The 21,674-nt window shown below is 61.2% G+C and carries 19 protein-coding genes; 13 read left to right on the plus strand and 6 right to left on the minus strand.

Annotated features, from left to right (window positions below):
- Nucleotides 1-3: 3 nt before the first annotated feature.
- Nucleotides 4-840, minus strand: coding sequence for a transporter substrate-binding domain-containing protein (locus SNL23_RS31235; protein WP_167665009.1), 837 nt, complete (start codon nucleotides 838-840; stop codon nucleotides 4-6).
- Between the two features lie 240 nt (nucleotides 841-1,080).
- Here SNL23_RS31235 and SNL23_RS31240 point away from each other — a divergent pair, with 240 nt between their 5' ends.
- The gene (locus SNL23_RS31240; RefSeq protein WP_371916612.1) at nucleotides 1,081-1,941 is read left to right on the plus strand and encodes a LysR substrate-binding domain-containing protein; all 861 of its coding nucleotides are present in this window, start codon (nucleotides 1,081-1,083) and stop codon (nucleotides 1,939-1,941) included.
- Between the two features lie 119 nt (nucleotides 1,942-2,060).
- Here the strand turns inward: SNL23_RS31240 and dnaQ are convergent, their stop codons facing one another.
- The 3 genes from dnaQ to SNL23_RS31255 form a co-directional block, all read right to left on the minus strand.
- Entirely contained in the window at nucleotides 2,061-2,801 is a 741-nt protein-coding gene (gene dnaQ / locus SNL23_RS31245) for a DNA polymerase III subunit epsilon (protein ID WP_318304737.1), read from the minus strand.
- A 70-nt stretch (nucleotides 2,802-2,871) separates the two neighbouring features.
- Nucleotides 2,872-3,324: a ribonuclease HI gene (gene rnhA / locus SNL23_RS31250; protein WP_053255695.1), complete on the minus strand. Its 453-nt coding sequence runs from the start codon at nucleotides 3,322-3,324 to the stop codon at nucleotides 2,872-2,874.
- Nucleotides 3,325-3,425: 101 nt separating this feature from the next.
- Nucleotides 3,426-4,184 carry a methyltransferase domain-containing protein gene (locus SNL23_RS31255; protein ID WP_076013855.1) on the minus strand — a complete coding sequence of 253 codons (759 nt, stop codon included), beginning with the start codon at nucleotides 4,182-4,184 and terminating at the stop codon, nucleotides 3,426-3,428.
- A 65-nt stretch (nucleotides 4,185-4,249) separates the two neighbouring features.
- Here SNL23_RS31255 and gloB point away from each other — a divergent pair, with 65 nt between their 5' ends.
- The 7 genes from gloB (at nucleotide 4,250) to SNL23_RS31290 (ending at nucleotide 14,104) form a co-directional block, all read left to right on the plus strand.
- The gene (gene gloB / locus SNL23_RS31260; RefSeq protein ID WP_318304721.1) at nucleotides 4,250-5,017 is read left to right on the plus strand and encodes a hydroxyacylglutathione hydrolase; all 768 of its coding nucleotides are present in this window, start codon (nucleotides 4,250-4,252) and stop codon (nucleotides 5,015-5,017) included.
- Between the two features lie 98 nt (nucleotides 5,018-5,115).
- On the plus strand, nucleotides 5,116-6,528 hold the full coding sequence (locus SNL23_RS31265) for a lytic transglycosylase domain-containing protein (RefSeq protein ID WP_076013853.1): 1,413 nt from the start codon (nucleotides 5,116-5,118) through the stop codon (nucleotides 6,526-6,528).
- 209 nt (nucleotides 6,529-6,737) lie between these two features.
- Complete coding sequence (locus SNL23_RS31270) at nucleotides 6,738-8,567, plus strand: extracellular solute-binding protein (protein WP_318304722.1); 1,830 nt, start codon at nucleotides 6,738-6,740, stop codon at nucleotides 8,565-8,567.
- Entirely contained in the window at nucleotides 8,564-10,402 is a 1,839-nt protein-coding gene (locus SNL23_RS31275) for an extracellular solute-binding protein (RefSeq protein ID WP_318304723.1), read from the plus strand. The genes SNL23_RS31270 and SNL23_RS31275 overlap by 4 nt, the downstream gene beginning before the upstream one ends.
- Before the next feature lies 1 nt (nucleotide 10,403).
- Nucleotides 10,404-11,477, plus strand: a complete 1,074-nt coding sequence (locus tag SNL23_RS31280) for a microcin C ABC transporter permease YejB (RefSeq protein WP_017477557.1) — start codon at nucleotides 10,404-10,406, stop codon at nucleotides 11,475-11,477.
- Nucleotide 11,478: 1 nt separating this feature from the next.
- On the plus strand, nucleotides 11,479-12,498 hold the full coding sequence (locus SNL23_RS31285; protein WP_076013850.1) for an ABC transporter permease: 1,020 nt from the start codon (nucleotides 11,479-11,481) through the stop codon (nucleotides 12,496-12,498).
- 1 nt (nucleotide 12,499) lies between these two features.
- Nucleotides 12,500-14,104, plus strand: coding sequence for an ABC transporter ATP-binding protein (locus tag SNL23_RS31290; RefSeq protein ID WP_076013849.1), 1,605 nt, complete (start codon nucleotides 12,500-12,502; stop codon nucleotides 14,102-14,104).
- A 27-nt stretch (nucleotides 14,105-14,131) separates the two neighbouring features.
- On the opposite strand, the gene SNL23_RS31295 is transcribed toward SNL23_RS31290, so the two are convergent.
- The gene (locus tag SNL23_RS31295; protein WP_318304725.1) at nucleotides 14,132-14,977 is read right to left on the minus strand and encodes an oxidoreductase; all 846 of its coding nucleotides are present in this window, start codon (nucleotides 14,975-14,977) and stop codon (nucleotides 14,132-14,134) included.
- A 110-nt stretch (nucleotides 14,978-15,087) separates the two neighbouring features.
- On the opposite strand from SNL23_RS31295, the gene SNL23_RS31300 reads away from it, so the two are divergent.
- From SNL23_RS31300 to SNL23_RS31320, 5 genes are all read left to right on the plus strand, one after another.
- Nucleotides 15,088-15,999 carry a LysR family transcriptional regulator gene (locus tag SNL23_RS31300; protein WP_318304726.1) on the plus strand — a complete coding sequence of 304 codons (912 nt, stop codon included), beginning with the start codon at nucleotides 15,088-15,090 and terminating at the stop codon, nucleotides 15,997-15,999.
- A 96-nt stretch (nucleotides 16,000-16,095) separates the two neighbouring features.
- Nucleotides 16,096-16,626, plus strand: coding sequence for a sigma-70 family RNA polymerase sigma factor (locus SNL23_RS31305; RefSeq protein ID WP_318304727.1), 531 nt, complete (start codon nucleotides 16,096-16,098; stop codon nucleotides 16,624-16,626).
- Nucleotides 16,623-17,582, plus strand: coding sequence for a FecR domain-containing protein (locus tag SNL23_RS31310; protein ID WP_318304728.1), 960 nt, complete (start codon nucleotides 16,623-16,625; stop codon nucleotides 17,580-17,582). The genes SNL23_RS31305 and SNL23_RS31310 overlap by 4 nt, the downstream gene beginning before the upstream one ends.
- Nucleotides 17,583-17,672: 90 nt before the next feature.
- Nucleotides 17,673-20,147 (plus strand): TonB-dependent siderophore receptor, encoded by a 2,475-nt coding sequence (locus SNL23_RS31315; protein WP_412104290.1) that lies wholly within the window; start codon nucleotides 17,673-17,675, stop codon nucleotides 20,145-20,147.
- A 75-nt stretch (nucleotides 20,148-20,222) separates the two neighbouring features.
- Nucleotides 20,223-21,056, plus strand: coding sequence for an AraC family transcriptional regulator (locus SNL23_RS31320; RefSeq protein WP_167665017.1), 834 nt, complete (start codon nucleotides 20,223-20,225; stop codon nucleotides 21,054-21,056).
- 1 nt (nucleotide 21,057) lies between these two features.
- Here the strand turns inward: SNL23_RS31320 and SNL23_RS31325 are convergent, their stop codons facing one another.
- The gene (locus SNL23_RS31325) at nucleotides 21,058-21,645 is read right to left on the minus strand and encodes a LysE family translocator (protein WP_076013843.1); all 588 of its coding nucleotides are present in this window, start codon (nucleotides 21,643-21,645) and stop codon (nucleotides 21,058-21,060) included.
- Nucleotides 21,646-21,674: the final 29 nt, after the last annotated feature.

Raw genomic sequence — 21,674 nt, forward strand, 5'->3', positions numbered from 1 at the left:
GTGTCAGGCGCCCTTGAACTGTTTCTGCAATTCCACCAGCGCCGGGGAAGCCGGGGTGATGTGATTGCGGGTCTGGGCGTCGATCAGCCAGCCGCTGCGGTGCAGTTCCTTGATGATCGGGTCGAGTTTGGCCTGGGTGTCGTTCTCGCCGCGGCGAGTCCAGATCACCGACGGCGCCGGGTTCAGCTCGGGGCTGATGGCGCGGTAGTCCTTCCATTCGGCGCTGTCGTTGATCAGCGGGTTGATCAGGGTGGAGTCATGCACCGCCGCGACGCAGTTATTGCCGCGCAGGGCCAGCAGGGATTCGGAGGAGCTCTTGAAGCCTTTGATCTGTGCGCCCAGTTCGGTCAGCGGCTTGACGTAGCTGCTGCCCTGGGAGGTACACACCGGCTGGCCTTTGAGGTCTTCCCAGTGGGTGATCTTGCTGTCCTTGAGTACCGCTGCGGTGCCGCCAATCCTGTAGAACGGCGTCGGTACGAAACCGAGGATTTCGCCGCGCTCGGCGGTCCATTCCATATTGGCGATCAGCAAGTCGACCTTGCCCTGCTGCAGGAACTGCACGCGGTTTGCCGGCAATACCGGTACCAGTTGCACCTCGGCGCCCAACTGACGGCCCAGCTCGTTGGCCAGCTCGACGTTCAAACCCTTGGGTTTCTGAGTGGTGGGGTCGATGCCGCCAAACGGCCCGCCGGAAAGCAGCACGCCGACCACCAGCACATGGCGCTGCTGGATCTTGTCCAGGGTCGCGTCGGCCTGCACCAACGCGCTGCCGCCCAGGGCGATCAGTGCGCCCAGGACCACAGGCAACCTTCGTTTTACCGCCGCGCGCACAAAACCCATGGAACTCCCCTCATTAGCGATCGGCGTACCCCGACCTGATGTGGGGGCATGCTAGGGAGAGTGCCGAGGGAACGGAAATTCAAATATCTAATATCGTTATAACTTCCCGTATATGGACGACCTTGTTTTTGGCCATATACTCGTAATCATTAGCCCCTGTAAAAATTCGGCGCGATAACACATAAAAATATGTAATGTTTATCTTCCTGCCCTTGATATAAAAAATGCCCTGGAATGGCCATGTCGACCCTCGATCTCGAACTGCTCCGCACCTTTATCGCCGTGGTCGACCACCACAGCTTCGCCGAAGCCGGTGCTCACCTGGCTCGCACGCAATCTTCCGTCACCCAGCATATGCAGCGCCTCGAACAGCAAGTGGGCGTCAGCCTGTTTGAAAAGCGCGGCCGGCAAAAGCAACTGACAGAGCCGGGAATGCAGCTATTGCGGCATGCGCGGCAGATGCTGTCGCTGAATGACGATGCACTCAATTCCCTGCGGGAAAGCAGCCTCAGCGGTGTGCTGCGCATCGGCTCGCCCCACGACATCGCCGACACCATCCTGCCGCCGATCCTCAGCCACATCGCCCGCTCGGCACCGCGCCTGCGCCTGGAAATCGACGTGGGTCGCAGCCCGTTCCTGATGGATGACTTGCATCGGGGCAAGGTCGACATGGTGATCTCCACCCGCGCCGACGCCAACCTGGAGGGCTTTGCGTTACGCACCTCGCCGGTGTGGTGGATTTGTTCGGCGCAGTACATTCACTCGCCGAGCGAGCCGCTGCCGTTGATCCTGGTGGATGAGCCGAGCATCTATCGGCGCTATGCCCTGGAGGCGCTGGAACGCGCGAACATCCCGTGGAGGCAGGCGTACCTGGCATCGAACCTGATCGGGATCAAGGCGGCAACCCGCGCAGGGCTCGGCGTGACCCCACGGAGCATGGAAATGCTCGGGCCGGACATGCGGGTATTGGGAGAGAACGACGGGCTGCCGAGGATGCCGGAGGTGACGTATTACCTGTGGATTCGCCCGAACACGGCGAACCCGATTGCACGCAAGGCTTATGACTTGATCAGGGCCAGCCAGGGATTGGCGCTTGGATGATAACCGTAGGGGCGAGCTTGCTCGCGAAGGTCGTTAACGATGACGCGGGAACCTGACACCCAACGGCGCTCTCAGGTTTTTCGCGAGCAAGCTCGCTCCTACAGGATGTTCAGGCGTCGTTATTGTTGGGTCAATTGGGTCCACAACGCGGGTGCACCGGCGGACTTGGCGATTGCCTCAAGACGGGCCGCGTGTTCGGCCATGTCCTGCTCGCTGGCGCGAATAATCGCGGTGGGCTGGCGATCCGCTGGCAAGCGGCGGATTTCCGAAGGGCGATTGCCCGAGCCTTCTGCCGAACCATTGCCGTCCGAAGCGTTACCGGCCAGGGACAGGCTGGTCTGGCCACCGGTCATGGTCAGGTAAACGTCGGCGAGGATCTCGGAGTCGAGCAAGGCGCCGTGGAGTTCACGGCCGGAGTTGTCGACGCCATAGCGTTTGCACAAGGCATCGAGGCTGTTGCGCTGGCCCGGGTGACGCTCACGGGCCATCATCAAGGTGTCGAGGATCGAGCAGTGCCGGGTGATATCAGCCCGGTCGGTCGCGCCCATCAGCGCGAATTCGTTGTTGATGAAGCCAACGTCGAACGCCGCGTTATGGATGATCAGCTGTGCGCCGTTGATGAACTCGAAGAACTCATCGGCCACTTCGGCAAACCGCGGCTTGCCTACCAGGAATTCGTTGGTGATGCCGTGGACGCCGATGGCGCCTTCATCACTTTCGCGGTCCGGTTGCAGGTAGACGTGGAAGTGCCGGCCAGTGAGGCGGCGCCCCATCAGTTCGACGCAGCCGATTTCAATGATCCGGTGGCCGTCGGTCACCGGCATGCCGGTGGTTTCGGTATCGAGTACAACAGATCGGATGGCCATCAGGGTTCAGCTCTCAACGGTTTGGTACATTTCAAGGGGCGGGATCTTAACACGTCAACCGGCATCAGCTCTGCTTGTAGCCGCGCACGTCATCCACACCGCGATTGGCCAATTGGTCGGCCCGCTCGTTGCCGGGATGGCCGATGTGCCCGCGCACCCATTTCCAGGTGATGTTGTGGCGGTTGCATTGTTCATCGAGCAACTGCCACAGGTCGGCGTTTTTCACCGGCTCCTTGGCCGCAGTCTTCCAGCCACGCTTCTTCCAGTTGACCATCCACTCGTTGATGCCCTTCATCACGTACTGGGAGTCGGTCACCAGCAACACGTCGCAACGACGCTTGAGCTCTTCAAGGCCGCGAATCGCCCCCATCAGTTCCATGCGATTGTTGGTGGTGTTGGCTTCGCCGCCCCACAGTTCCTTCTCCACGCCTTTGCACACCAGCAAGGCGCCCCATCCGCCGGGGCCGGGATTGCCTTTGCAGGCGCCATCGGTGAAGAGTTCTACGGTATCGGTCATTTCACTGTCCATTAAAGCGGGATCCATCAAAGCGGGTTGCCGATAATCGACCGACAAAGGCCCGAGGTCGAGAGACTCGACCTGAAATCAAAAAAGGTTTTTTACTGCTCGCTCTGCTTGCGATTGACCTTGGCCATCGGCATCGGTACCAGCTTGCCCATCGGTTCGCGGCGTACCTGGCGCACCGGCCGCAGGCCTACGACGATCTTGCGCGCCACCAACAAGTAGAAACCACCGCCAGACAATTGCCAGGCACCGGCCCTGCGTTCCCAGCCGGCCAACCGGCCCTGCCACTTGGCGGACGCAAGCGGCGGACGATAGCACCCGAAGCGGCGTTTCTCCAGCGCAAAGCCCAGCAGGTTCAACCAGTCACCGACGCGCGACGGCGAGATGCAGCGTGCCTTGCGCAAGGCATCATGGGCGAATACATGCCGCAGGCCCCAGCTGCTCCAGGGGTTGATGCCGATGATCAGCAAATGGCCACCTGGGCGCACACTGCTGGCGGCTTCGCGCAGCAAGCCATGGGGCGACAGGCAGAAATCCAGGCCATGCTGCAACACCACCACGTCGGCAGCATGCTCGCTCAACGGCCAGGCTTGCTCCTCGCAAACAATCTCGACCCCCGGCAACGGCGCCCCCAGGCGCACATTGCGTTGCACCTGGGGTGCCGACGGCGGGGTTTGCGCCGAGGGACCGTAATGAACCAGGTAGCCACCAAAGAACCGGCCAAGCTCGTCTTCGAGCATGCGCCGTTCTTCATCCAGTAAAAATTGCCCGACAGGCCCGGACAGCCATTCACGGGCGGCACTGATCAGTGCCAGCCACTCGGGATCGGCCTGGGCGAACGCTTTATCAGTCATTGCATTCTCCAACGCGCCAAGAAGCTCTAAGATGCACCAATGTGTTCAGCTTGGCGAATCAAAGAATGATACAGATCAGTGCCCTGCCCGCCTTCACCGATAACTACATCTGGCTGTTACAGGATCAGCCGAACAAGCGCTGCGCGGTAGTCGATCCCGGTGATGCCGCGCCCGTGCTGGCCTGGCTCCAGCAGCACCCCGACTGGACCCTCAGCGACATCCTGGTGACTCACCATCACCATGATCATGTCGGCGGCGTCGAGCAACTTAAAAGTGTTTCAGGCGCCACGGTCTACGGCCCGGCCAATGAAAAGATCCCGGCGCGGGATATCGCCCTCCAGGACAACGACCGCATCAACGTGTTGGGCTGGGACTTCGAGGTGTTTGCCGTACCCGGTCACACCCTCGGCCATATCGCCTTCTATCACCAGGGCGTGCTGTTCTGCGGCGATACCCTGTTCGCCGCCGGTTGTGGCCGGCTGTTCGAAGGCACCCCGCAACAGATGCACACCTCCCTGGAGCGCTTGGCGGCCCTGCCGTCCAACACGCTGGTGTACTGCACCCACGAATACACACAAAGTAACCTGAAATTCGCCCAGGCCGTGGAACCGCATAACGCGGATATCGCTGAACGGGTGGAAAACGTGCGGCAACTGCGGGCCAACGGCGAGATTACATTGCCTTCGACCCTGGCCCTGGAAAAACTCACTAACCCTTTTCTGCGAACCTCTGAAACATCCGTTAAAGAAAAAGCGGACGAACGGAATGGCCGGGATAACCGGGCCGGGAGTGAGGTATTTGCTAGCTTGAGGTCTTGGAAAGATACGTTCTAAGTGGAAGGATTCTGATACGTAATTTCTGAATGGTTGACCGGAACCAAAGCGCTTTCTAGAATCGCCCGACATTTTTGCCCGGAACTTACTTCCAGCCAATGTCGTCATCTATTCGTAAAACCAACCATTCAGACGCATTGACCCGCCTGGCTCAAGCCGTGGCGGTGGCTGTGTCCGCTACTCTGGCGGGCTGCCAATCGACCAATTTTGCCGCACAATCCACCGTGCAACCCAAGCCAAACCTTACCGCCAAGATCAAGCAAAAACCCATTTGGCTATCAGAGAAGCCAAGCCCGGAAGTGCCCCAGGATGTCTGGGAACGCATGCGCCGGGGCTTTCAATTGCAGGACGGGTTAGGCGTCAACCCGCGCATTGAACAGCAACGATTGTGGTTTGCCAGTAACCCATCCTTCCTTGAGAACGCCGGCGAACGCGGCAGTCTCTACATTCATTACATCGTCGAACGCCTTGAAGAACGCAACATGCCCCTGGAGCTGGCGCTGCTGCCAGTGATTGAAAGTGCCTACAACCCAATGGCTTATTCGCGCAGCGATGCCGTGGGCCTGTGGCAGTTCATTCCCTCCACCGGGCGCTACTTCAACCTGCGTCAGACCCGCGCCTACGACGGCCGCCGCGACATCACCGCCTCCACCACCGCCGCCCTGGACTACCTGACGCGTCTGCATGACATGTTCAACGGTGACTGGTTGCTGGCGTTGGCGGCCTATAACGCGGGTGAAGGCACCGTCAGCCGGGCCATCGAGCGCAACGAAAAGCTCGGCTTGCCGACGGACTACTGGAACCTGCCGCTGCCTCAGGAAACCAAGGACTACGTGCCCAAGTTCCTGGCGCTGTCCCAGGTGGTGCTGGCTCCCGAAGCCTACGGCGTCAACCTGAACCCGATTGCCAACACGCCGTATTTCGAAGTGGTCGAAGTCAAGCAGAGCATGGACCTGTCACGGGTTGCCGCGCTGGCCGAGATCGACGAAGACGAACTGTTCCAGCTCAACCCCGCCTTGAAGCAACGTACCACCCTGGATGGCCCGCAGCATTTGCTGGTGCCGACGTCCAAGGCGCAGTTGCTGGCCAGCAGCCTTTCGGCGATGAAGCCTGAAGAATTGCTGAGCATGCGCCCGAAAAAGCAGGTGTTCGACGAAGTTGAACACAAGGCTGTGGCCGGTCGTACCCGTAGCTACAAGGTTCGCAGCGGCGACAACCTGACCCTGATTGCCAAGGCCAACAAGGTTGATGTGCATGACCTGCAGCGCTGGAACCAGCTCAATGGACAGGCGCTCAAGGTCGGCCAGACCCTGGTCATGCAGGACACCCGCAAGCTGGTGGCCAAGGCCGGCGGCAAGAAGCCGGTGCAATACAAGGTCAAGAAAGGCGACTCGCTGTACATCGTCGCCAAGCGCTTCAACGTTGAGATGCAACATCTCAAGCGCTGGAACCCGCGCACTGGCCAGGCGCTGAAGCCGGGGCAGATGCTCGTGGTTTCCGGGCCCAGATAACACCGCAACCCCTGTAGGAGCGAGCTTGCTCGCGAATAACGCAAGGACACCGCGTTAATTCAGAATGCCAGCGTTATCGTCGGCGTCCTTCGCGAGCAAGCTCGCTCCTACAGGTTTCACAACGCCTCGATCCCCAGCCTTTTTCCATTCGGAACAAGCTGTTACTGTACCGATCATAAAGCCCAAGCCGCCTGGATCGGATCTCTGACTTGAAGCGTCCCCTCCTTCTACTAATAAGTCTGGCCTTGAGCTTTTCCGCGAACGCGACCATCACCGAGAGCCACGGTTATGCGCAGTTCGGCACGCTCAAGTACCCGGCCAAATTCACCCACTTCGACTGGGTAAACCCCGCAGCGCCCAAGGGCGGCACTTTGCGGGTCATGGCGTTTGGCACCTTCGATACGCTCAACCCTTATACCTTCAAGGGTTCCAGCCCGGTTTCCACCGCCAACTTCCTGCAATACGGGGTCAACGAACTCAATGAGCCGTTGATGGTGGGTACCGGCCAGTACGCCCCTTCCGGCGATGAACCGACCTCCAGCTACGGCCTGATTGCCCAATCGGTGGAGTACAGCGAGGACCGCAGCTGGGTGGTTTTCAACCTGCGCCCCGAAGCGCGCTTCCACGATGGCAAGCCGATCACCGCCTACGACGTGGCGTTTTCCTATCGCACGCTGCTGACCGAAGGCCACCCGCAGTACCGCACCAACCTGCAGGAAGTGGCCCGGGTCGACATTCTTAACCGGCATCGCATTCGCTTTGTGTTCAAGCGCGCCGGCAACCCGTTGCTGATCCTGCGCCTGGGGGAGCTACCAGTATTGCCCCAGCATTACTGGAAAAACCGTGACTTCAAGGCCACCACCTTCGAGCCGCCGCTGGGCAGCGGGCCTTACCGCATCAGCAAGGTCACGCCGGGGCGGCAACTGGTGTTCGAACGGGTGAAGGATTACTGGGGCAAGGACCTGGCGGTCAACCGTGGCTTCTATAACTACGACAAGGTCGAGGTGGAGTTTTACCGCGACAGCGACGTAGCCTTCGAAGCCTTCAAGGCCGGCGAGTTCGATATCTATATCGAGCACCAGGCGAAGAACTGGGCCAACGGCTACAACTTCCCGGCGGTCAACCGTGGGGAGGTGATCAAGGCGCAGATCGCCCACCAGATCCCGACCCAAAGCCAGGGCCTGTTCATGAACAGCCGGCGCCCGGCCTTCAGCCAGGCCAAGGTGCGCGAAGCCCTGGGCTTGATGTTCGATTTCGAGTGGACCAACCGCACCCTGTTCAGCGGCGCCTATAAACGCACCCTCAGCTACTACCCCAACAGCGAATTCTCCGCCACCGGCGTGCCGACCGGCCATGAATGGCTGATGCTCTCGCCCTATCGCGATCAACTGCCGGCCAACCTGTTTACCCAGCCGTTCAGCCTGCCCCAGACCGACGGTCGCGGCATCCCCCGGGACACCCTGCGCCGCGCCCTCGCGTTGCTCGCCGAAGCCGGCTGGAAGCTGTCCGGGCAACGTTTGCTCAACCGTGACGGGCAACCGCTGCGCCTGGAAATCCTGCTGGTGAATCCGAACCTGGAGCGCATCCTGCAGCCCTATGTCGAAAACCTGACAAGCATCGGCGTCGAAGCCCGCTTGCGCACGGTAGACCGCGCACAGTACAAACAACGCCTCGATCAATTCGACTTCGACATGATTCTGATGACCCTCAACCAGACCCTCAGCCCCGGCCTTGAGCAGTGGCAGTATTTCCACTCCAGCCAGGCGGGGATCAAGGGCAGCAAGAATTACGCAGGCATCGCCAACCCGGTGGTCGACCATCTGCTGGAACAGTTGCTGGCGGCGCAAACCCGTGAAGAACAATTGGCAGCCGGGCGAGCGCTCGACCGCGTCCTGCTGTGGCAGCACTACAGTATTCCCAACTGGTACCTCAACTATCATCGCCTGGCGTACCGCAACCGGTTCGCCTTCGTCACCACGCCGCCCTACAGCCTGGGCCTGAGCGCATGGTGGCTGAAAGCTTCGGAGAAAGCCCAATGATGCCTTTGCGTACTGCGATTCTTGGCAGCCTGTTGTTGTGCGGCGCAGCCACTGCGGCCCCACAACATGCGCTGACCCTGTACAACGAACCACCCAAGTACCCCGCCGATTTCAAGCATGTCGATTATGTAAATCCCGACGCACCCAAAGGCGGTACCTTTCGCGAGTCCAGCATGGGCGGCTTCGACAGCCTCAACCCCTTCATCAGCAAGGGCGTGCCGGCGGACAATATCGGCCTGATCTACGACACCCTCGCCCAGCAAAGCCTGGACGAACCCATCACCGAATACGGCCTGGTGGCCGGCAAGATCGAAAAGGCCCCGGACAACAGCTGGGTGCGTTTCTACATTCGCCCCGAAGCGCGCTTCCACGACGGCCACCCGATCCGTGCCGAAGACGTGGTGTTCAGCTTCCAGACGCTGATGAAGGACGGCTCGCCGATCTACAAGACCTACTACGCCGACGTCGACGAAGTGGTCGCTGAAGACCCGCTGCGGGTGCTGTTCAAGTTCAAGCGCACCAACAACCGCGAACTGCCGCTGATCCTCGGGCAATTGACGGTATTGCCCAAGCATTACTGGGAGGGGCGCGACTTCTCCAAGGGCAACCTGGAGATTCCGCTGGGCAGCGGCCCGTACAAGGTGGCGGAGGTCAAGGCCGGGCGTTCGATCCGCTACGAGCGGGTCAAGGACTACTGGGCCAAGGACCTGCCCATCAACAAGGGCTTCTACAACTTCGACTACCGCGTCACCGATTACTACCGCGACAACACCGTGGCCCTCGAAGCACTCAAGGCCGGGCAGTTCGATTACTGGCTGGAAATCAGCGCGAAAAACTGGGCCAACGCCTACAACACCCCCGCCGTCACCCAGGGTCGCCTGATCAAGGAAGAAATTCCCAACGGCAACCCCACCGGCATGCAGGGCTTCGTGTTCAACATCCGTAAACCGATGTTCCAGGACGTACGGGTACGCAAGGCCATCAGCCTGCTGCTGGACTTTGAATGGAGCAACAAACAACTGTTCAGTGGCGCCTACACCCGCAGCCGCAGCTATTTCGAAAACTCCGAGATGGCCGCCACCGGCCTGCCCGGCCCGGCTGAGCTGGCGATTCTGGAACCGCTGCGAGACAAGGTCCCGCCTCAGGTATTCACCGAAGCCTTCGAGCCTTCCAAGACCGACGCCAGCGGCATGATCCGCACCCAGCAGCGCGAGGCCTATCAACTGCTGCAAGAGGCCGGCTGGAAGATCGTCGACGACAAAATGGTCGACACCACCGGCAAACCGGTGACCATCGAGTTCCTGCTGGCCCAGACCGAGTTCGAACGCATCCTGTTGCCGTTCAAGCGTAACCTGGCAGACTTGGGGATCGACCTGGTGATTCGCCGGGTCGACATCTCGCAGTACATCAACCGCATCCGCTCGCGGGATTTCGACATGGTGGTGGGCAGCTTCCCGCAGTCCTCCTCGCCGGGTAACGAGCAGCGCGAGTTCTGGAAGTCGTCCAGCGCCGACAAGCCCGGCAGCCGCAACTACATCGGCCTGAAAGACCCGGCCATCGACCAGTTGGTGGAAGAACTCATCGACTCCGACTCGCGCAAGAGCCTGGTGGCCCACGCCAAGGCTCTCGACCGCGTGTTGCAGTTCGGCTACTACGTGATCCCCAACTGGCACATCAAGACCTTCCGCGTGGCGTATTGGGACCACCTCGGCCATCCGAAAGTCTCACCACGCTATGACGTCGGCACCGCCACCTGGTGGAGCAAACCCGACGCGAAACCTGCAATAACCGTGGACACCAACCAGAGCGCCGATCCGGCGAGCGGGGGCGACTGAGATGCTGGCCTATATTGTTCGTCGACTGCTGCTGATCATCCCGACCCTGTTCGGCATTTTGCTGATCAACTTTGTGATCATCCAGGCCGCGCCCGGTGGCCCGGTGGAACAGATGATCGCCAAGCTCGAAGGCTTTGAAGGCGCCACCAGCCGGATTGCCGGCGGCGGTGCCGAAGTCTCGGTGGCCGGCTCCAGCTATCGCGGCGCCCAGGGCCTGGACCCGGCGCTGGTGAAGGAAATCGAGAAAATGTACGGCTTCGACAAGTCGGCGCCGGAACGCTTGTGGATCATGGTCAAGAACTACGCCCGGCTGGATTTTGGCGACAGCTTCTTTCGCGACGCCAAGGTCATCGACCTGATCAAGGAAAAGATGCCGGTGTCCATCTCCCTCGGGTTGTGGAGCACCCTGATCATGTACCTGGTGTCGATCCCACTGGGGATCGCCAAGGCCACGCGACACGGCAGCCATTTTGACGTGTGGACCAGTTCGGCAATCATCGTCGGCTACGCGATCCCGGCGTTCCTGTTTGCGATCCTGCTGATCGTGGTGTTCGCCGGCGGCAGTTACTTCGACTGGTTTCCGTTACGCGGGCTGACGTCCAACAACTTCGACGAGTTGAGCTGGGGCGGCAAGATCCTCGATTACTTCTGGCACCTCGCCCTGCCCGTGACCGCGTTGGTGATCGGCAACTTCGCGACCATGACCCTGCTCACCAAAAACAGCTTCCTCGACGAGATCAACAAGCAGTACGTGGTCACCGCCAAAGCCAAGGGCCTGACCAATCACCGCGTGCTCTACGGCCATGTGTTTCGCAACGCGATGCTGCTGGTGATTGCCGGCTTCCCGTCGGCCTTTATCGGCATCTTCTTTACCGGCTCGTTGCTGGTGGAGGTGATCTTCTCCCTCGACGGCCTGGGCCTGATGAGCTTTGAAGCGGCGATCAACCGCGACTACCCGGTGGTATTCGGCACGCTGTTTATCTTCACCCTGCTGGGGCTGGTGGTGAAACTGATCGGTGACCTCACCTACACCCTGGTCGATCCGCGCATCGACTTCGCCAGCCGGGAGCATTGAGATGAATCTATCCCCCCTCAATCGTCGCCGGTTCGAGCGCTTCAAGGCCAACAAGCGTGGCTGGTGGTCGCTGTGGCTGTTCCTGATCCTGTTCGGCCTGAGCCTGGGCGCCGAGTTGATCGCCAACGACAAGCCACTGGCGGTGCATTACGACGGCGACTGGTATTTCCCGGCGCTCAAGCGCTACCCCGAGACCACCTTCGGCGGCGAATTCCCGCTGGAAGCCAACTACAAGAGCCCGTATATCCGGGAGCTGCTCAAGGCCAAGGATGCCTGGACCTTGTGGGCGCCGATTCCGTACAGCTACCAGAGCATCAACTACGACCTGAAAGTTCCGGCCCCGGCCCCGCCATCACGGGACAACCTGTTGGGCACCGATGACCAGGGCCGCGATGTGCTGGCGCGGGTAATCTACGGGTTCAGGATTTCCGTGCTGTTTGCCCTGACGCTGACCGTACTCAGTTCGATCATCGGCGTGATCGCCGGGGCCTTACAGGGTTTCTACGGTGGCTGGGTCGACCTGGCCGGGCAGCGCTTCCTGGAGATCTGGTCTGGCTTGCCGGTGCTGTATTTGCTGATCATCCTCGCCAGTTTCGTGCAGCCCAATTTCTGGTGGCTGCTGGGGATCATGCTGCTGTTTTCCTGGATGAGCCTGGTGGACGTGGTGCGCGCCGAATTCCTGCGCGGGCGTAACCTGGAATACGTGCGGGCGGCGCGGGCGCTGGGGATGCAGAACGGCGCGATCATGTTCCGCCATATCCTGCCCAACGCCATGGTCTCCACCATGACCTTCATGCCGTTCATCCTGACCGGCGCCATCGGCACCCTCACCGCCCTGGACTTCCTGGGCTTTGGCCTGCCGGCCGGCTCGCCGTCCCTGGGTGAGCTGGTGGCCCAGGGCAAATCCAACCTGCAGGCGCCGTGGCTGGGCATGAGTGCGTTTGCCGTGCTGGCGATCATGTTGAGTCTGCTGGTGTTTATCGGTGAGTCCGCTCGCGATGCCTTCGACCCGAGGAAATGAGATGAATCAGGACAATCTGATCGAAGTCCGCGACCTCTCCGTCGAGTTCGTCGTAGGCAACAGCCACCAGCGTGTGGTGAACAACGTCAGCTTCGATATCAAGCGCGGCGAAACCCTGGCCCTGGTGGGCGAAAGCGGTTCCGGCAAGTCGGTCACGGCGCATTCGATCCTGCGCCTGCTGCCCTACCCGCTGGCGCGCCATCCTTCGGGGACGATTCAGTACGCCAACCACGACTTGCTGACCCTGAAAGAAAAGACCATCCGGCATATTCGCGGCAACCGGATTGCGATGATCTTCCAGGAGCCGATGACCTCGCTGAACCCGCTGCACTCGATCGAGAAGCAGATCAACGAAGTGCTCGGCCTGCACAAGGGATTGACCGGCAAGATCGCCACCAAACGCACCCTGGAGTTGCTGGAGCTGGTAGGCATCCCCGAGCCCCACAAGCGTCTCAAGGCCCTGCCCCACGAGCTGTCCGGTGGCCAGCGCCAGCGGGTGATGATCGCCATGGCCCTGGCCAACGAGCCTGAGCTGCTGATTGCCGACGAACCGACCACGGCACTCGACGTCACCGTGCAGTTGAAGATCCTGGAGCTGCTCAAGGAATTGCAGGCGCGCCTGGGCATGGCCTTGCTCTTGATCAGCCATGACTTGAACCTGGTCAGGCGCATCGCCCACCGGGTATGCGTGATGCAAAAAGGCTGCATCGTCGAGCAGGCCGAGTGCGAAACCCTGTTCCAGTCGCCGCAGCATCCGTACACCCAGGAGCTGCTGGCAGCTGAACCCAGCGGCGGCCCTGCCACCAATGAAATTGGCCCTCCGCTGCTGGAAGTCGACGACCTGAAAGTCTGGTTCCCGATCAAGAAAGGCTTCCTGCGCAACACCATCGATTACGTCAAGGCGGTAGACGGCATCAACTTCAGCCTGCCACAGGGCCAGACGTTGGGCATCGTTGGTGAAAGCGGCTCGGGCAAATCCACCCTGGGCCTGGCAATTTTGCGGCTGATTGCGAGCAAGGGCGGCATCCGCTTCGAAGGCCATCAGATGGATAAGCTGAGCCAGCAACAGGTGCGACCGCTGCGCCGGGAAATGCAGGTGGTGTTCCAGGACCCGTTCGGCAGCCTGAGCCCGCGCATGTGCGTGAGCGAGATCGTCGGCGAAGGCCTGCGTATCCACAAAATGGGCACCGCGGCCGAGCAGGAAGCAGCGATTATTGCCGCGCTCAAGGAAGTGGGCCTGGACCCGGAAACCCGTAATCGCTACCCCCACGAATTCTCTGGTGGGCAACGCCAGCGCATCGCAATCGCCCGCGCGCTGGTGCTCAAGCCCCGGCTGATTTTGCTGGATGAACCGACCTCGGCCCTCGACCGCACCGTGCAACGGCAAGTGGTGGAACTGCTGCGCAACCTGCAGGCCAAGTACAACCTGACCTACCTGTTCATCAGCCACGACCTGGCGGTGGTCAAGGCCTTGAGTCACCAGTTGATGGTGGTCAAGCACGGGCAGGCGGTTGAACAAGGGGAGGCATCTGCGATCTTCGCCAACCCCCAGCATGCCTACACCCGGCAACTGCTGGAGGCGGCGTTTTTGGTGCCCGGCCCCTAGTAGTAGAACCACCGTAGCAGCTGGGTGTCAGAAATCGGTTGAGGCCGACAGCTCACGCCAGGCGGCGGTCTCCTCCTTGACGTAAGCCAGTTTGTCCTCGATCGCCTGCAACGTGTCGGTGCCCAAGGCCAGGCGCATCGGTGGATGCGGCGCTTCCACCAATTTGATCATGGCCACTGCCAGTAGTTCTGGATTACCCGGTTGCTGCTGGTTGTAGACCTTGGCCAGCTTACGCACCTCGCCGGACGTGGCGGCGTAGTCGTCGATGATCAACGGCGACTCCACCAGGGAGTTGCCGTCCAGGAAGTCAGTACGGAAATAACCCGGCTCAACCACCGTCACCTTGACGCCCAAGGGGGCGAGTTCTGCGTGCAGCGCTTCGCTTAAACCTTCAACGGCAAACTTGGTCGAGCAATACGTGCCGAATCCCGCCCCCGAACGGAAGCCGCCTACCGACGAAATATTGATCACATGCCCACTGCGCGCCTGGCGCATGAACGGCAATACACCCCGTGTGACATTGAGCAGGCCGAAGACATTGGTTTCGTACAAGCGGCGAACCTCATCGGCAGACGCCTCCTCCACCGCACCCAGCAAGCCAAAACCGGCATTGTTGACCAACACATCGATGCGCCCGAAGTGCTCGACGGCGGCGCGGGCAACGTCGGCTGCCTGGGTTTCGTCGGTCACATCCAACTGTACGGCCAGCAGGCCAGGCTGCGCGCCGAAACGCTCGATGACTGCCTGGGCATTTCGGGCTGTCGCCACCACCGCATCGCCGTGGGCCAGCGCTGCCGCGACGATTTTCGCGCCGATGCCTCGGGAAGCCCCGGTTACCAGCCAAACACGCTTGAAGGAATGTGCCGTTGTCATGATCCGTACCTGATGGAGTGAAAGTGAAGTAAAGGTACGCCGTGGCATTAGCCGGAAAAATCGTCTCGTGCTACAAGCACTATGAAACTCTCTTTCATAATGGCGCGCCGATGAACCTTGATCCCTTCAATGGCTTGACCGAGTTCCTGGCCGTGGCCGAGCTGAAGAACTTCACCCAAGCCGCTGCACGTCTCGGCGTAACGCCGACGGCCGTCAGCTATGCGGTAAAAACCCTGGAGAAGCGCACGGGTGTAGTGCTGTTCCAACGCACCACGCGGCGAGTGGCGCTGACCGAGGCCGGGATGACGCTTTACAGCCGCCTGCGCCCCGCCGCCGGGGAGATCGACGACGCGCTGGCGGCCCTCATTGGCTACCGCGACCGGCCGATGGGTACCTTGCGCCTGACGGTGCCGAGGTTGTCCGGCAAGCTGCTGATCGAGCCGTTGATCCCACTCTTTCGCGAGGCGTTTCCGGATGTGGTGCTCGACATTTCCCTCGACGATGCCGCCGTGGACCTGGTGACCCAGGGCTTCGACGCCGGTATTCGCCTGGGGGAATCCATCGACAAGGATATGGTCGCCGTACGCCTGACACCGGACTTGAAGTGGTCGGTGGTGGGCTCCCCCGGCTACTTCGCCAAGGCCGGCAAGCCGCAAACCCCGGAAGCACTCACCGCCCATCAAACCATCGGCTATCGCTTCCTGACCTCGGGCGTGGCACACCGCTGGGAATTCGAGCGGGCGGGCCGGGAATTCACGGTCGGTGTTCAAGGCGCACTGATCGTCAATGACCGTAACCTGATGATCGCCGCCGCGAGAGCAGGCCAGGGCCTGGCGTACGTGAGTGATTTTGAAGTGATGGAGGACCTGGCTTCAGGCGCACTGGAACAAGTGCTCCAATCTTTCGTCCCGCCAAGCAGCGGGCTGTACCTGTATTTCCCCGCCCGAACCCAGAGCCAGCCGAAACTGCGGGCCTTTATCGACTTGGCCACCGCGTGGATTGCCGAGAAGCGTGGGCGCTGACATTGCTGCAAAAGCAAACCAATATCATTTGCGCAGTGCCCGGCCCTTTGGTTTAATCGCGACCAATTCTTATTTACGCCAAGGCTTCCACGCCACATGGATACTGTGTCAACCTCGCCCACCTCGTTCAGCGACCTCTACGGCAATCACCACGCCTGGCTGCTGGGGCTGCTGCGCAGGCGCCTGAGCAATCGCTGGGACGCGGCGGACCTGGCCCACGACACCTTCATCCGGGTACTCAAGCGCCCGCCGGCCGAAGCCGATGAGACGCAGGAGCGCTCCTATCTGGCGACCATCGCCCGGGGTCTGTGCATCGACCACTGGCGCCGTCGCCAACTGGAGCAAGCCTGGCTGCAAAGCATCGCGGATCGGCCGCAAGCGCTGCAACCGTCGCCGGAGCAGCGGGCGATCATCGTCGAAACCCTCTACGAAGTGGACGCCATGCTCGCCCGCCTGCCCCACAAGGTGCGCGAAGCGTTCCTGCTGGCGCAGTTGCACGGCATGCCCTACAAGCAGATCGGCGAACAGCTCGGGGTGGGCGAACGGATGGTGAAAAAATACCTGGCCCAGGCGCTGTTGCATTGCGCAGTGCTCGAAGCGGAACTGGACGGGATGCTCGTGGAGTGACCAACCCTGGAAAACTCAGCCATGCCAGCCTGGAACAGGCTGCCCAATGGTACGTGCGCCTGCAGGATCAGCCAGAGGCAGCCCAGCACTGGCAGGCATGGCTTGGACAAAGTCCCGAACACCAGGCTGCCTGGGGTTATGTAGAGCGGGTCAGCCAACGCTTTGCGCCTCTGGCCGAGCAACCCCAGGGCGCCAGCCGCGCCCTGCGCACCTCCCGGCGCCAGACCCTCAAGACCCTGCTGGTGCTGTGCGCCGGTTCAACGCTGGCCTGGGGCACTTGGCGCAACACTGCCTTGCCCCGGCTGGTGGGAGGCTGGAGTGCGGATTACGCAACCGCCAGCGGTGAAACCCGCGAAGCGCTGCTGGACGATGGCAGCCGCCTGTGGCTGAACGCCTTGAGCGCTCTGGATGTACGTTTTGACCGGGTCCAGCGCTTGCTGCACCTGCGCTTCGGCGAAGTGCTGGTCGAGACCGCCAAGGACCCGAACCGCCCGTTGCTGGTGGAGACTCAACAGGGTCGCCTGCGGGCACTCGGGACCCGCTTCAGCGTGTTGCAGGACGGCGACAGCACCTTGCTCAATGTGTTTGAAGGCCGGGTCGAAGTGCGCACCGCCGCCAGCCAGCAACAACGAATCATCGAGGCCGGGCAACAAGTGGCCTTCACCCGCAACGGGTTCAACCTTGATTCACCCGCATCCGCCACCCGTGAGGCCTGGAGCCGTGGCGTGTTGCTGGCTGACAACCTGCCGCTTGGCCAACTGGTCGCCGAGCTCAACCGCTATCGACCCGGCCACCTGGGCTGTGATCCGGCCGTGGCGCAATTGCCGGTGATGGGCTCGTTCCCCCTCAAAGACAGCGACCACGCACTGCGCCTGCTACAGGCCGCGCTGCCGATTCAGGTCGACACACTCATGCCGTGGTGGGTCACGGTCAGGCCCAAACACCCAGGCGCATAAAAACTTTCAGCCGTCAGTTCCCTTTTTCAAAACTCGTTCGGTTAACCCTTCAGATGCTTTTAATTCGCCGATCGATTTGATCCAAAGGGAATGTTCATGTCGCAACCCGCTCTCTTCACTTTGCGCCCGCTGGCGCTGGCCGTTACCGCTACCTTGCTGTGCCTGGGCACGCTCGACGCGCAAGCCGCCGAGTCGCCGTCGACCCAGGAAACGGCCCGCAACTACAGCATCGCCGCCGGCTCGCTGGTCAATGTGTTGAACAGCTTCGCCGAGCAGTCCGGGATCTTTATCGCCGGCCACAACGGCCTGGCCTCCGGCAAGACCAGCCCGGGCCTGAAAGGCAGCTACACCCCGGCCAGCGGTTTGCAGCGCCTGTTACAGGGCAGCGGCTTGCAGGCCCAGCCCCAGGGCAACAACGGCTACGTGCTGGAGTTGATTCCGGCCAACACCGGCGCCCTGGAACTGGGCGCCACCACCATCTCCGGCGAAGGCCTCGGCGCCACCACCGAAGACACCCATTCCTACACCACCGGCGCCATGGCCTCGGCCATCGGCCTGGCGCTGTCGATGCGTGAGACGCCGCAGTCGGTAACGGTGATCACCCGCCAGCAAATGGACGACCAGGGCTCCACCAGCATCGCCGACACCCTGCGCCGCGCACCGGGCGTGAGCGTGCAGAACTACGACAGCGAACGCTGGGAGTTTTCCAGCCGCGGCCTGCCGATCACCAATTTCCAGTACGACGGCGTCAACTCCACCTACGACGGCGTGTATGACTACGGCACCACCAGCACCGACATGGCGGTGTATGACCGACTGGAAATCATCAAGGGTTCGGCGGGCCTGATGTCCGGTTCGGGCGACCCCTCGGCCACGGTCAACCTGATTCGCAAAAAGCCCACCCGGGACTTCAAGGCCTCCGTCACGCAGACCTTCGGCTCGTGGGACAACTACCGCACCGAAGGCGATATTTCCGGGCCGCTGACCGACTCCGGTAATGTGCGCGGGCGTTTTGTCGGCGTGTACCAGGATCGCCAGTCGTACCTGGACCACTACCAGAACACCAAGGACATCGCCTACGGCATTCTCGAAGCGGACCTGACGCCGGACACCCTGCTGACCTTTGGCATCGACCAACAAGACACCCGCTCCCGTGGCGCCAGCTGGACCGGTTTCCCGATGTACTTCAGCAACGGTGCACGCACCGACTTCTCGCGTTCCTTCAACCCGGCCGCCGACTGGAGCCGCCGCGACTTCCAGAACCAGACCCTGTTTGCCTCGGTGCAACAAAAGCTGGCGAACGACTGGTCGCTGAAAGTCAGCCTCGATCGCAAGCGCAGCCAGCACGACACCCTGCTCGCCTCCGCCAGCGGCGGCAACCCGGACCCGGTCACGGGCGATGGGATGTACATGTTCATGGGTAAGTACAAGGGTGACCAGGTGCAAAACACCCTGGACATCAACCTCAATGGCCCCTTCAGCCTGTTCGGGCGCGAGCATGAATTGATCATGGGCTTCATGGCCACCCGCTCCAAACAGGACGTGCCGGTGTACGGTTCGGTCTACCCGCCCGTGGGCGGCAGCATTTATGACTGGCGTGGCGAATACCCGAAACCCGATATCCCCCGCAGCGGCCAGAACGACATCGTGCAACGCCAGACCGGCGCGTACCTCGCCACGCGCTTGAAACCCACCGATGACCTGTCGGTGATCCTGGGCACCCGCGTCAGTAACTTCAGCGGCACCGACAACACCGACTTCTATGACCCGACCAAGGCCGACAACCGCATGACCTATCGCCAGTCGGGCGTGGTCACGCCCTATGCCGGGATCGTCTACGACCTCAATGACGTCTGGTCGGTCTACACCAGCTACACCAAGATCTACAAGCCGCAGAACAGCAAGGACGCCGACCGCAAGTTGCTCGATCCGATTGAAGGCGACACCTACGAAGCCGGGCTCAAGGCAGCGTTTTTCGACGGCCGCCTGAACGCCAGCTTCGCCGTATTCCGCATCGAACAGGACAACGCTGCGCAGTACGTTTCCGGGTTTGAGACCGACTCGGTGTACCGCCCGATTGCCGGTGCCACCACCAAGGGCTTTGAAGTCGAACTGGCCGGTGAAGTGCTGGATGGCTGGAACGTTTCGGCGGGCTACACCTACCAGCACTCCCGCGATGCCAATGGCGATTACGTCTACGGCTCCGTACTGCAAACCACCACGCCGCAGCAAGTGGTGCGGTTGTTCAACACCTATCGCCTGCCCGGTGCCCTGGAGAACCTGACGGTGGGCGGCGGCGTGAACTGGCAGAGCGAGTTCTTCGGCAATGTGTTCCAGCCGGACCCCAACGACTCGATGAATTTCGGCCACAACTCACGCATCACCCAGGACAGCTACTTCCTGGTGGACGTGATGGCGCGCTACCGGTTCAACGAGCACTTGAGCACCACGTTGAACGTGAAGAATCTGTTCGATAAAAAGTACTACACCGGCCTGGGCAACTTCGGCACCGGTTTCTACGGCGAGCCGCGCAGCCTGCAATTGGCGACCCGCTGGGATTTCTGACCTGCGATCGTGGCGGCTCAGTCGATGCCTGTGTAATGATCTGCGCTCGATCTTGTTCGAGATGGAGCTGCAGACATGTCGCTGAACGCCACTGATCAACTGTCACGGGCACCGCGCTTCTGGCGCGACGAAACCCTGTCCTTTATCGAGGCGCGGACCATCTCTGACGGGCGCAAAGTCTGCTATACCCGGCATTCCCATGAGCATTTTTCCATCGGCGCAATCACCGCCGGCAAGAGCCTGTACCTCCATGGTGTGTCCACCTTCCAGATCAGCGCCGGCACCGTAGTGCTGATGAACCCTGGCGATGTCCACGCCTGCAATCCTCTCTACGACCAGCCCTGGTCGTATCACATGCTGTACATCGACACGGCCTGGCTGACGGACCTGCAGCACCAGTTGGGCTTCAGTACCGAGCTGGGTTTTCGCCCGTTCACTGCCACTCATACTCGCGACGTCGTGCTGTATAGCGGTTTGATCGAGCTGTATGAGGTATTGGTGGACGAGCAAGCGGAACACCTGCACAAGCAGAGCGCCGCGGTGAGTTTCTTTACCGAGGTCCAGCAACGGCTCAACCCCTCGACGACACCGTTGCGTGAGGTGAATCAAAAGCTGGAACGGGCGGCCGAGTACATTCGTGAGCACTGCACCGAGGCCCTGAAACTGGAGGCTATCTGCCAAGTCGCCGAGCTGTCGCCGTCGTACCTGATCCGCGCATTCAAGCAGTATTACGGCATGACGCCCCATGCGTTCCTGGTCAACCGCCGCATCCAGTTTGCGCGCGCACAACTGCGCAATGGCGAGCTGATTGCCGACGTGGCACTGGCCGCCGGTTTCGCCGATCAGGCGCATTTCCAACGCACCTTCAAACAACATCTGGCGGCCACGCCCGGGCAATACCGCGGCTGACTTACGCCAGCAGCAAATACCCCACGCTGGCCACCAGCAACGCCGCCATCGAGCGATTGAACAGGCGCATGCCCTGGGGGTTACTCAGGTAGCGTCGCAGGAAGGTCCCGGCGTAGGCCCAGCACGCCACCGACAGGTAGCAAATCACCAGGTAGATCGCCGCAAACAGCCAGACTTGCTGTGCATCGCCATCGGCGACAAACAGCCCCATGCCTGCCACGCACGCCAACCAGGCCTTGGGGTTGAGCCACTGCATGATCGCGCCGTAGAGCATCGAGGGCGCCGTGGCCGTGCCTTCAGCGTCCAGTCGCCCATCGTCCACCGCCAGCTTCCAGGCCATGTACAACAGGAAAGCCACCCCGCCCCATTGAATCAACTGGGTCAGCAGCGGCCAGCGCACCAGCACCTCGTGCAGCCCCAGGCCAATCAATACCAACAGCAAGGTGAATCCCAGCGCCGCCCCGGCCACGTGTTTTTGGCTGGCGGCAAACCCAAAGCGCGCCCCGGAGCTGATGGCCACGACATTCACCGGTCCCGGCGTGATGGAAGTGGCCAGGGCGAAGGCGGCCATGGAAATGATCAAGCTCATTGCAGTTCCTTGTTGTTATGCAGGTATGA

Source organism: Pseudomonas sp. SED1 (assembly GCF_034044025.1).
In the GTDB taxonomy this organism is placed as follows: domain Bacteria; phylum Pseudomonadota; class Gammaproteobacteria; order Pseudomonadales; family Pseudomonadaceae; genus Aquipseudomonas.

Bases quoted from the DNA above. Each gene is read 5' to 3' on its own strand.
- SNL23_RS31235 (WP_167665009.1), bottom strand. From the start codon at position 840: ATGGGTTTTGTGCGCGCGGCGGTAAAACGAAGGTTGCCTGTGGTCCTG.
- SNL23_RS31240 (WP_371916612.1), top strand. From the start codon at position 1,081: ATGTCGACCCTCGATCTCGAACTGCTCCGCACCTTTATCGCCGTGGTC.
- rnhA (WP_053255695.1), bottom strand. From the start codon at position 3,324: ATGACCGATACCGTAGAACTCTTCACCGATGGCGCCTGCAAAGGCAAT.
- SNL23_RS31255 (WP_076013855.1), bottom strand. From the start codon at position 4,184: ATGACTGATAAAGCGTTCGCCCAGGCCGATCCCGAGTGGCTGGCACTG.
- gloB (WP_318304721.1), top strand. From the start codon at position 4,250: ATGATACAGATCAGTGCCCTGCCCGCCTTCACCGATAACTACATCTGG.
- SNL23_RS31265 (WP_076013853.1), top strand. From the start codon at position 5,116: ATGTCGTCATCTATTCGTAAAACCAACCATTCAGACGCATTGACCCGC.
- SNL23_RS31275 (WP_318304723.1), top strand. From the start codon at position 8,564: ATGATGCCTTTGCGTACTGCGATTCTTGGCAGCCTGTTGTTGTGCGGC.
- SNL23_RS31280 (WP_017477557.1), top strand. From the start codon at position 10,404: ATGCTGGCCTATATTGTTCGTCGACTGCTGCTGATCATCCCGACCCTG.
- SNL23_RS31285 (WP_076013850.1), top strand. From the start codon at position 11,479: ATGAATCTATCCCCCCTCAATCGTCGCCGGTTCGAGCGCTTCAAGGCC.
- SNL23_RS31290 (WP_076013849.1), top strand. From the start codon at position 12,500: ATGAATCAGGACAATCTGATCGAAGTCCGCGACCTCTCCGTCGAGTTC.
- SNL23_RS31295 (WP_318304725.1), bottom strand. From the start codon at position 14,977: ATGACAACGGCACATTCCTTCAAGCGTGTTTGGCTGGTAACCGGGGCT.
- SNL23_RS31300 (WP_318304726.1), top strand. From the start codon at position 15,088: ATGAACCTTGATCCCTTCAATGGCTTGACCGAGTTCCTGGCCGTGGCC.
- SNL23_RS31305 (WP_318304727.1), top strand. From the start codon at position 16,096: ATGGATACTGTGTCAACCTCGCCCACCTCGTTCAGCGACCTCTACGGC.
- SNL23_RS31315 (WP_412104290.1), top strand. From the start codon at position 17,673: ATGTTCATGTCGCAACCCGCTCTCTTCACTTTGCGCCCGCTGGCGCTG.
- SNL23_RS31320 (WP_167665017.1), top strand. From the start codon at position 20,223: ATGTCGCTGAACGCCACTGATCAACTGTCACGGGCACCGCGCTTCTGG.
- SNL23_RS31325 (WP_076013843.1), bottom strand. From the start codon at position 21,645: ATGAGCTTGATCATTTCCATGGCCGCCTTCGCCCTGGCCACTTCCATC.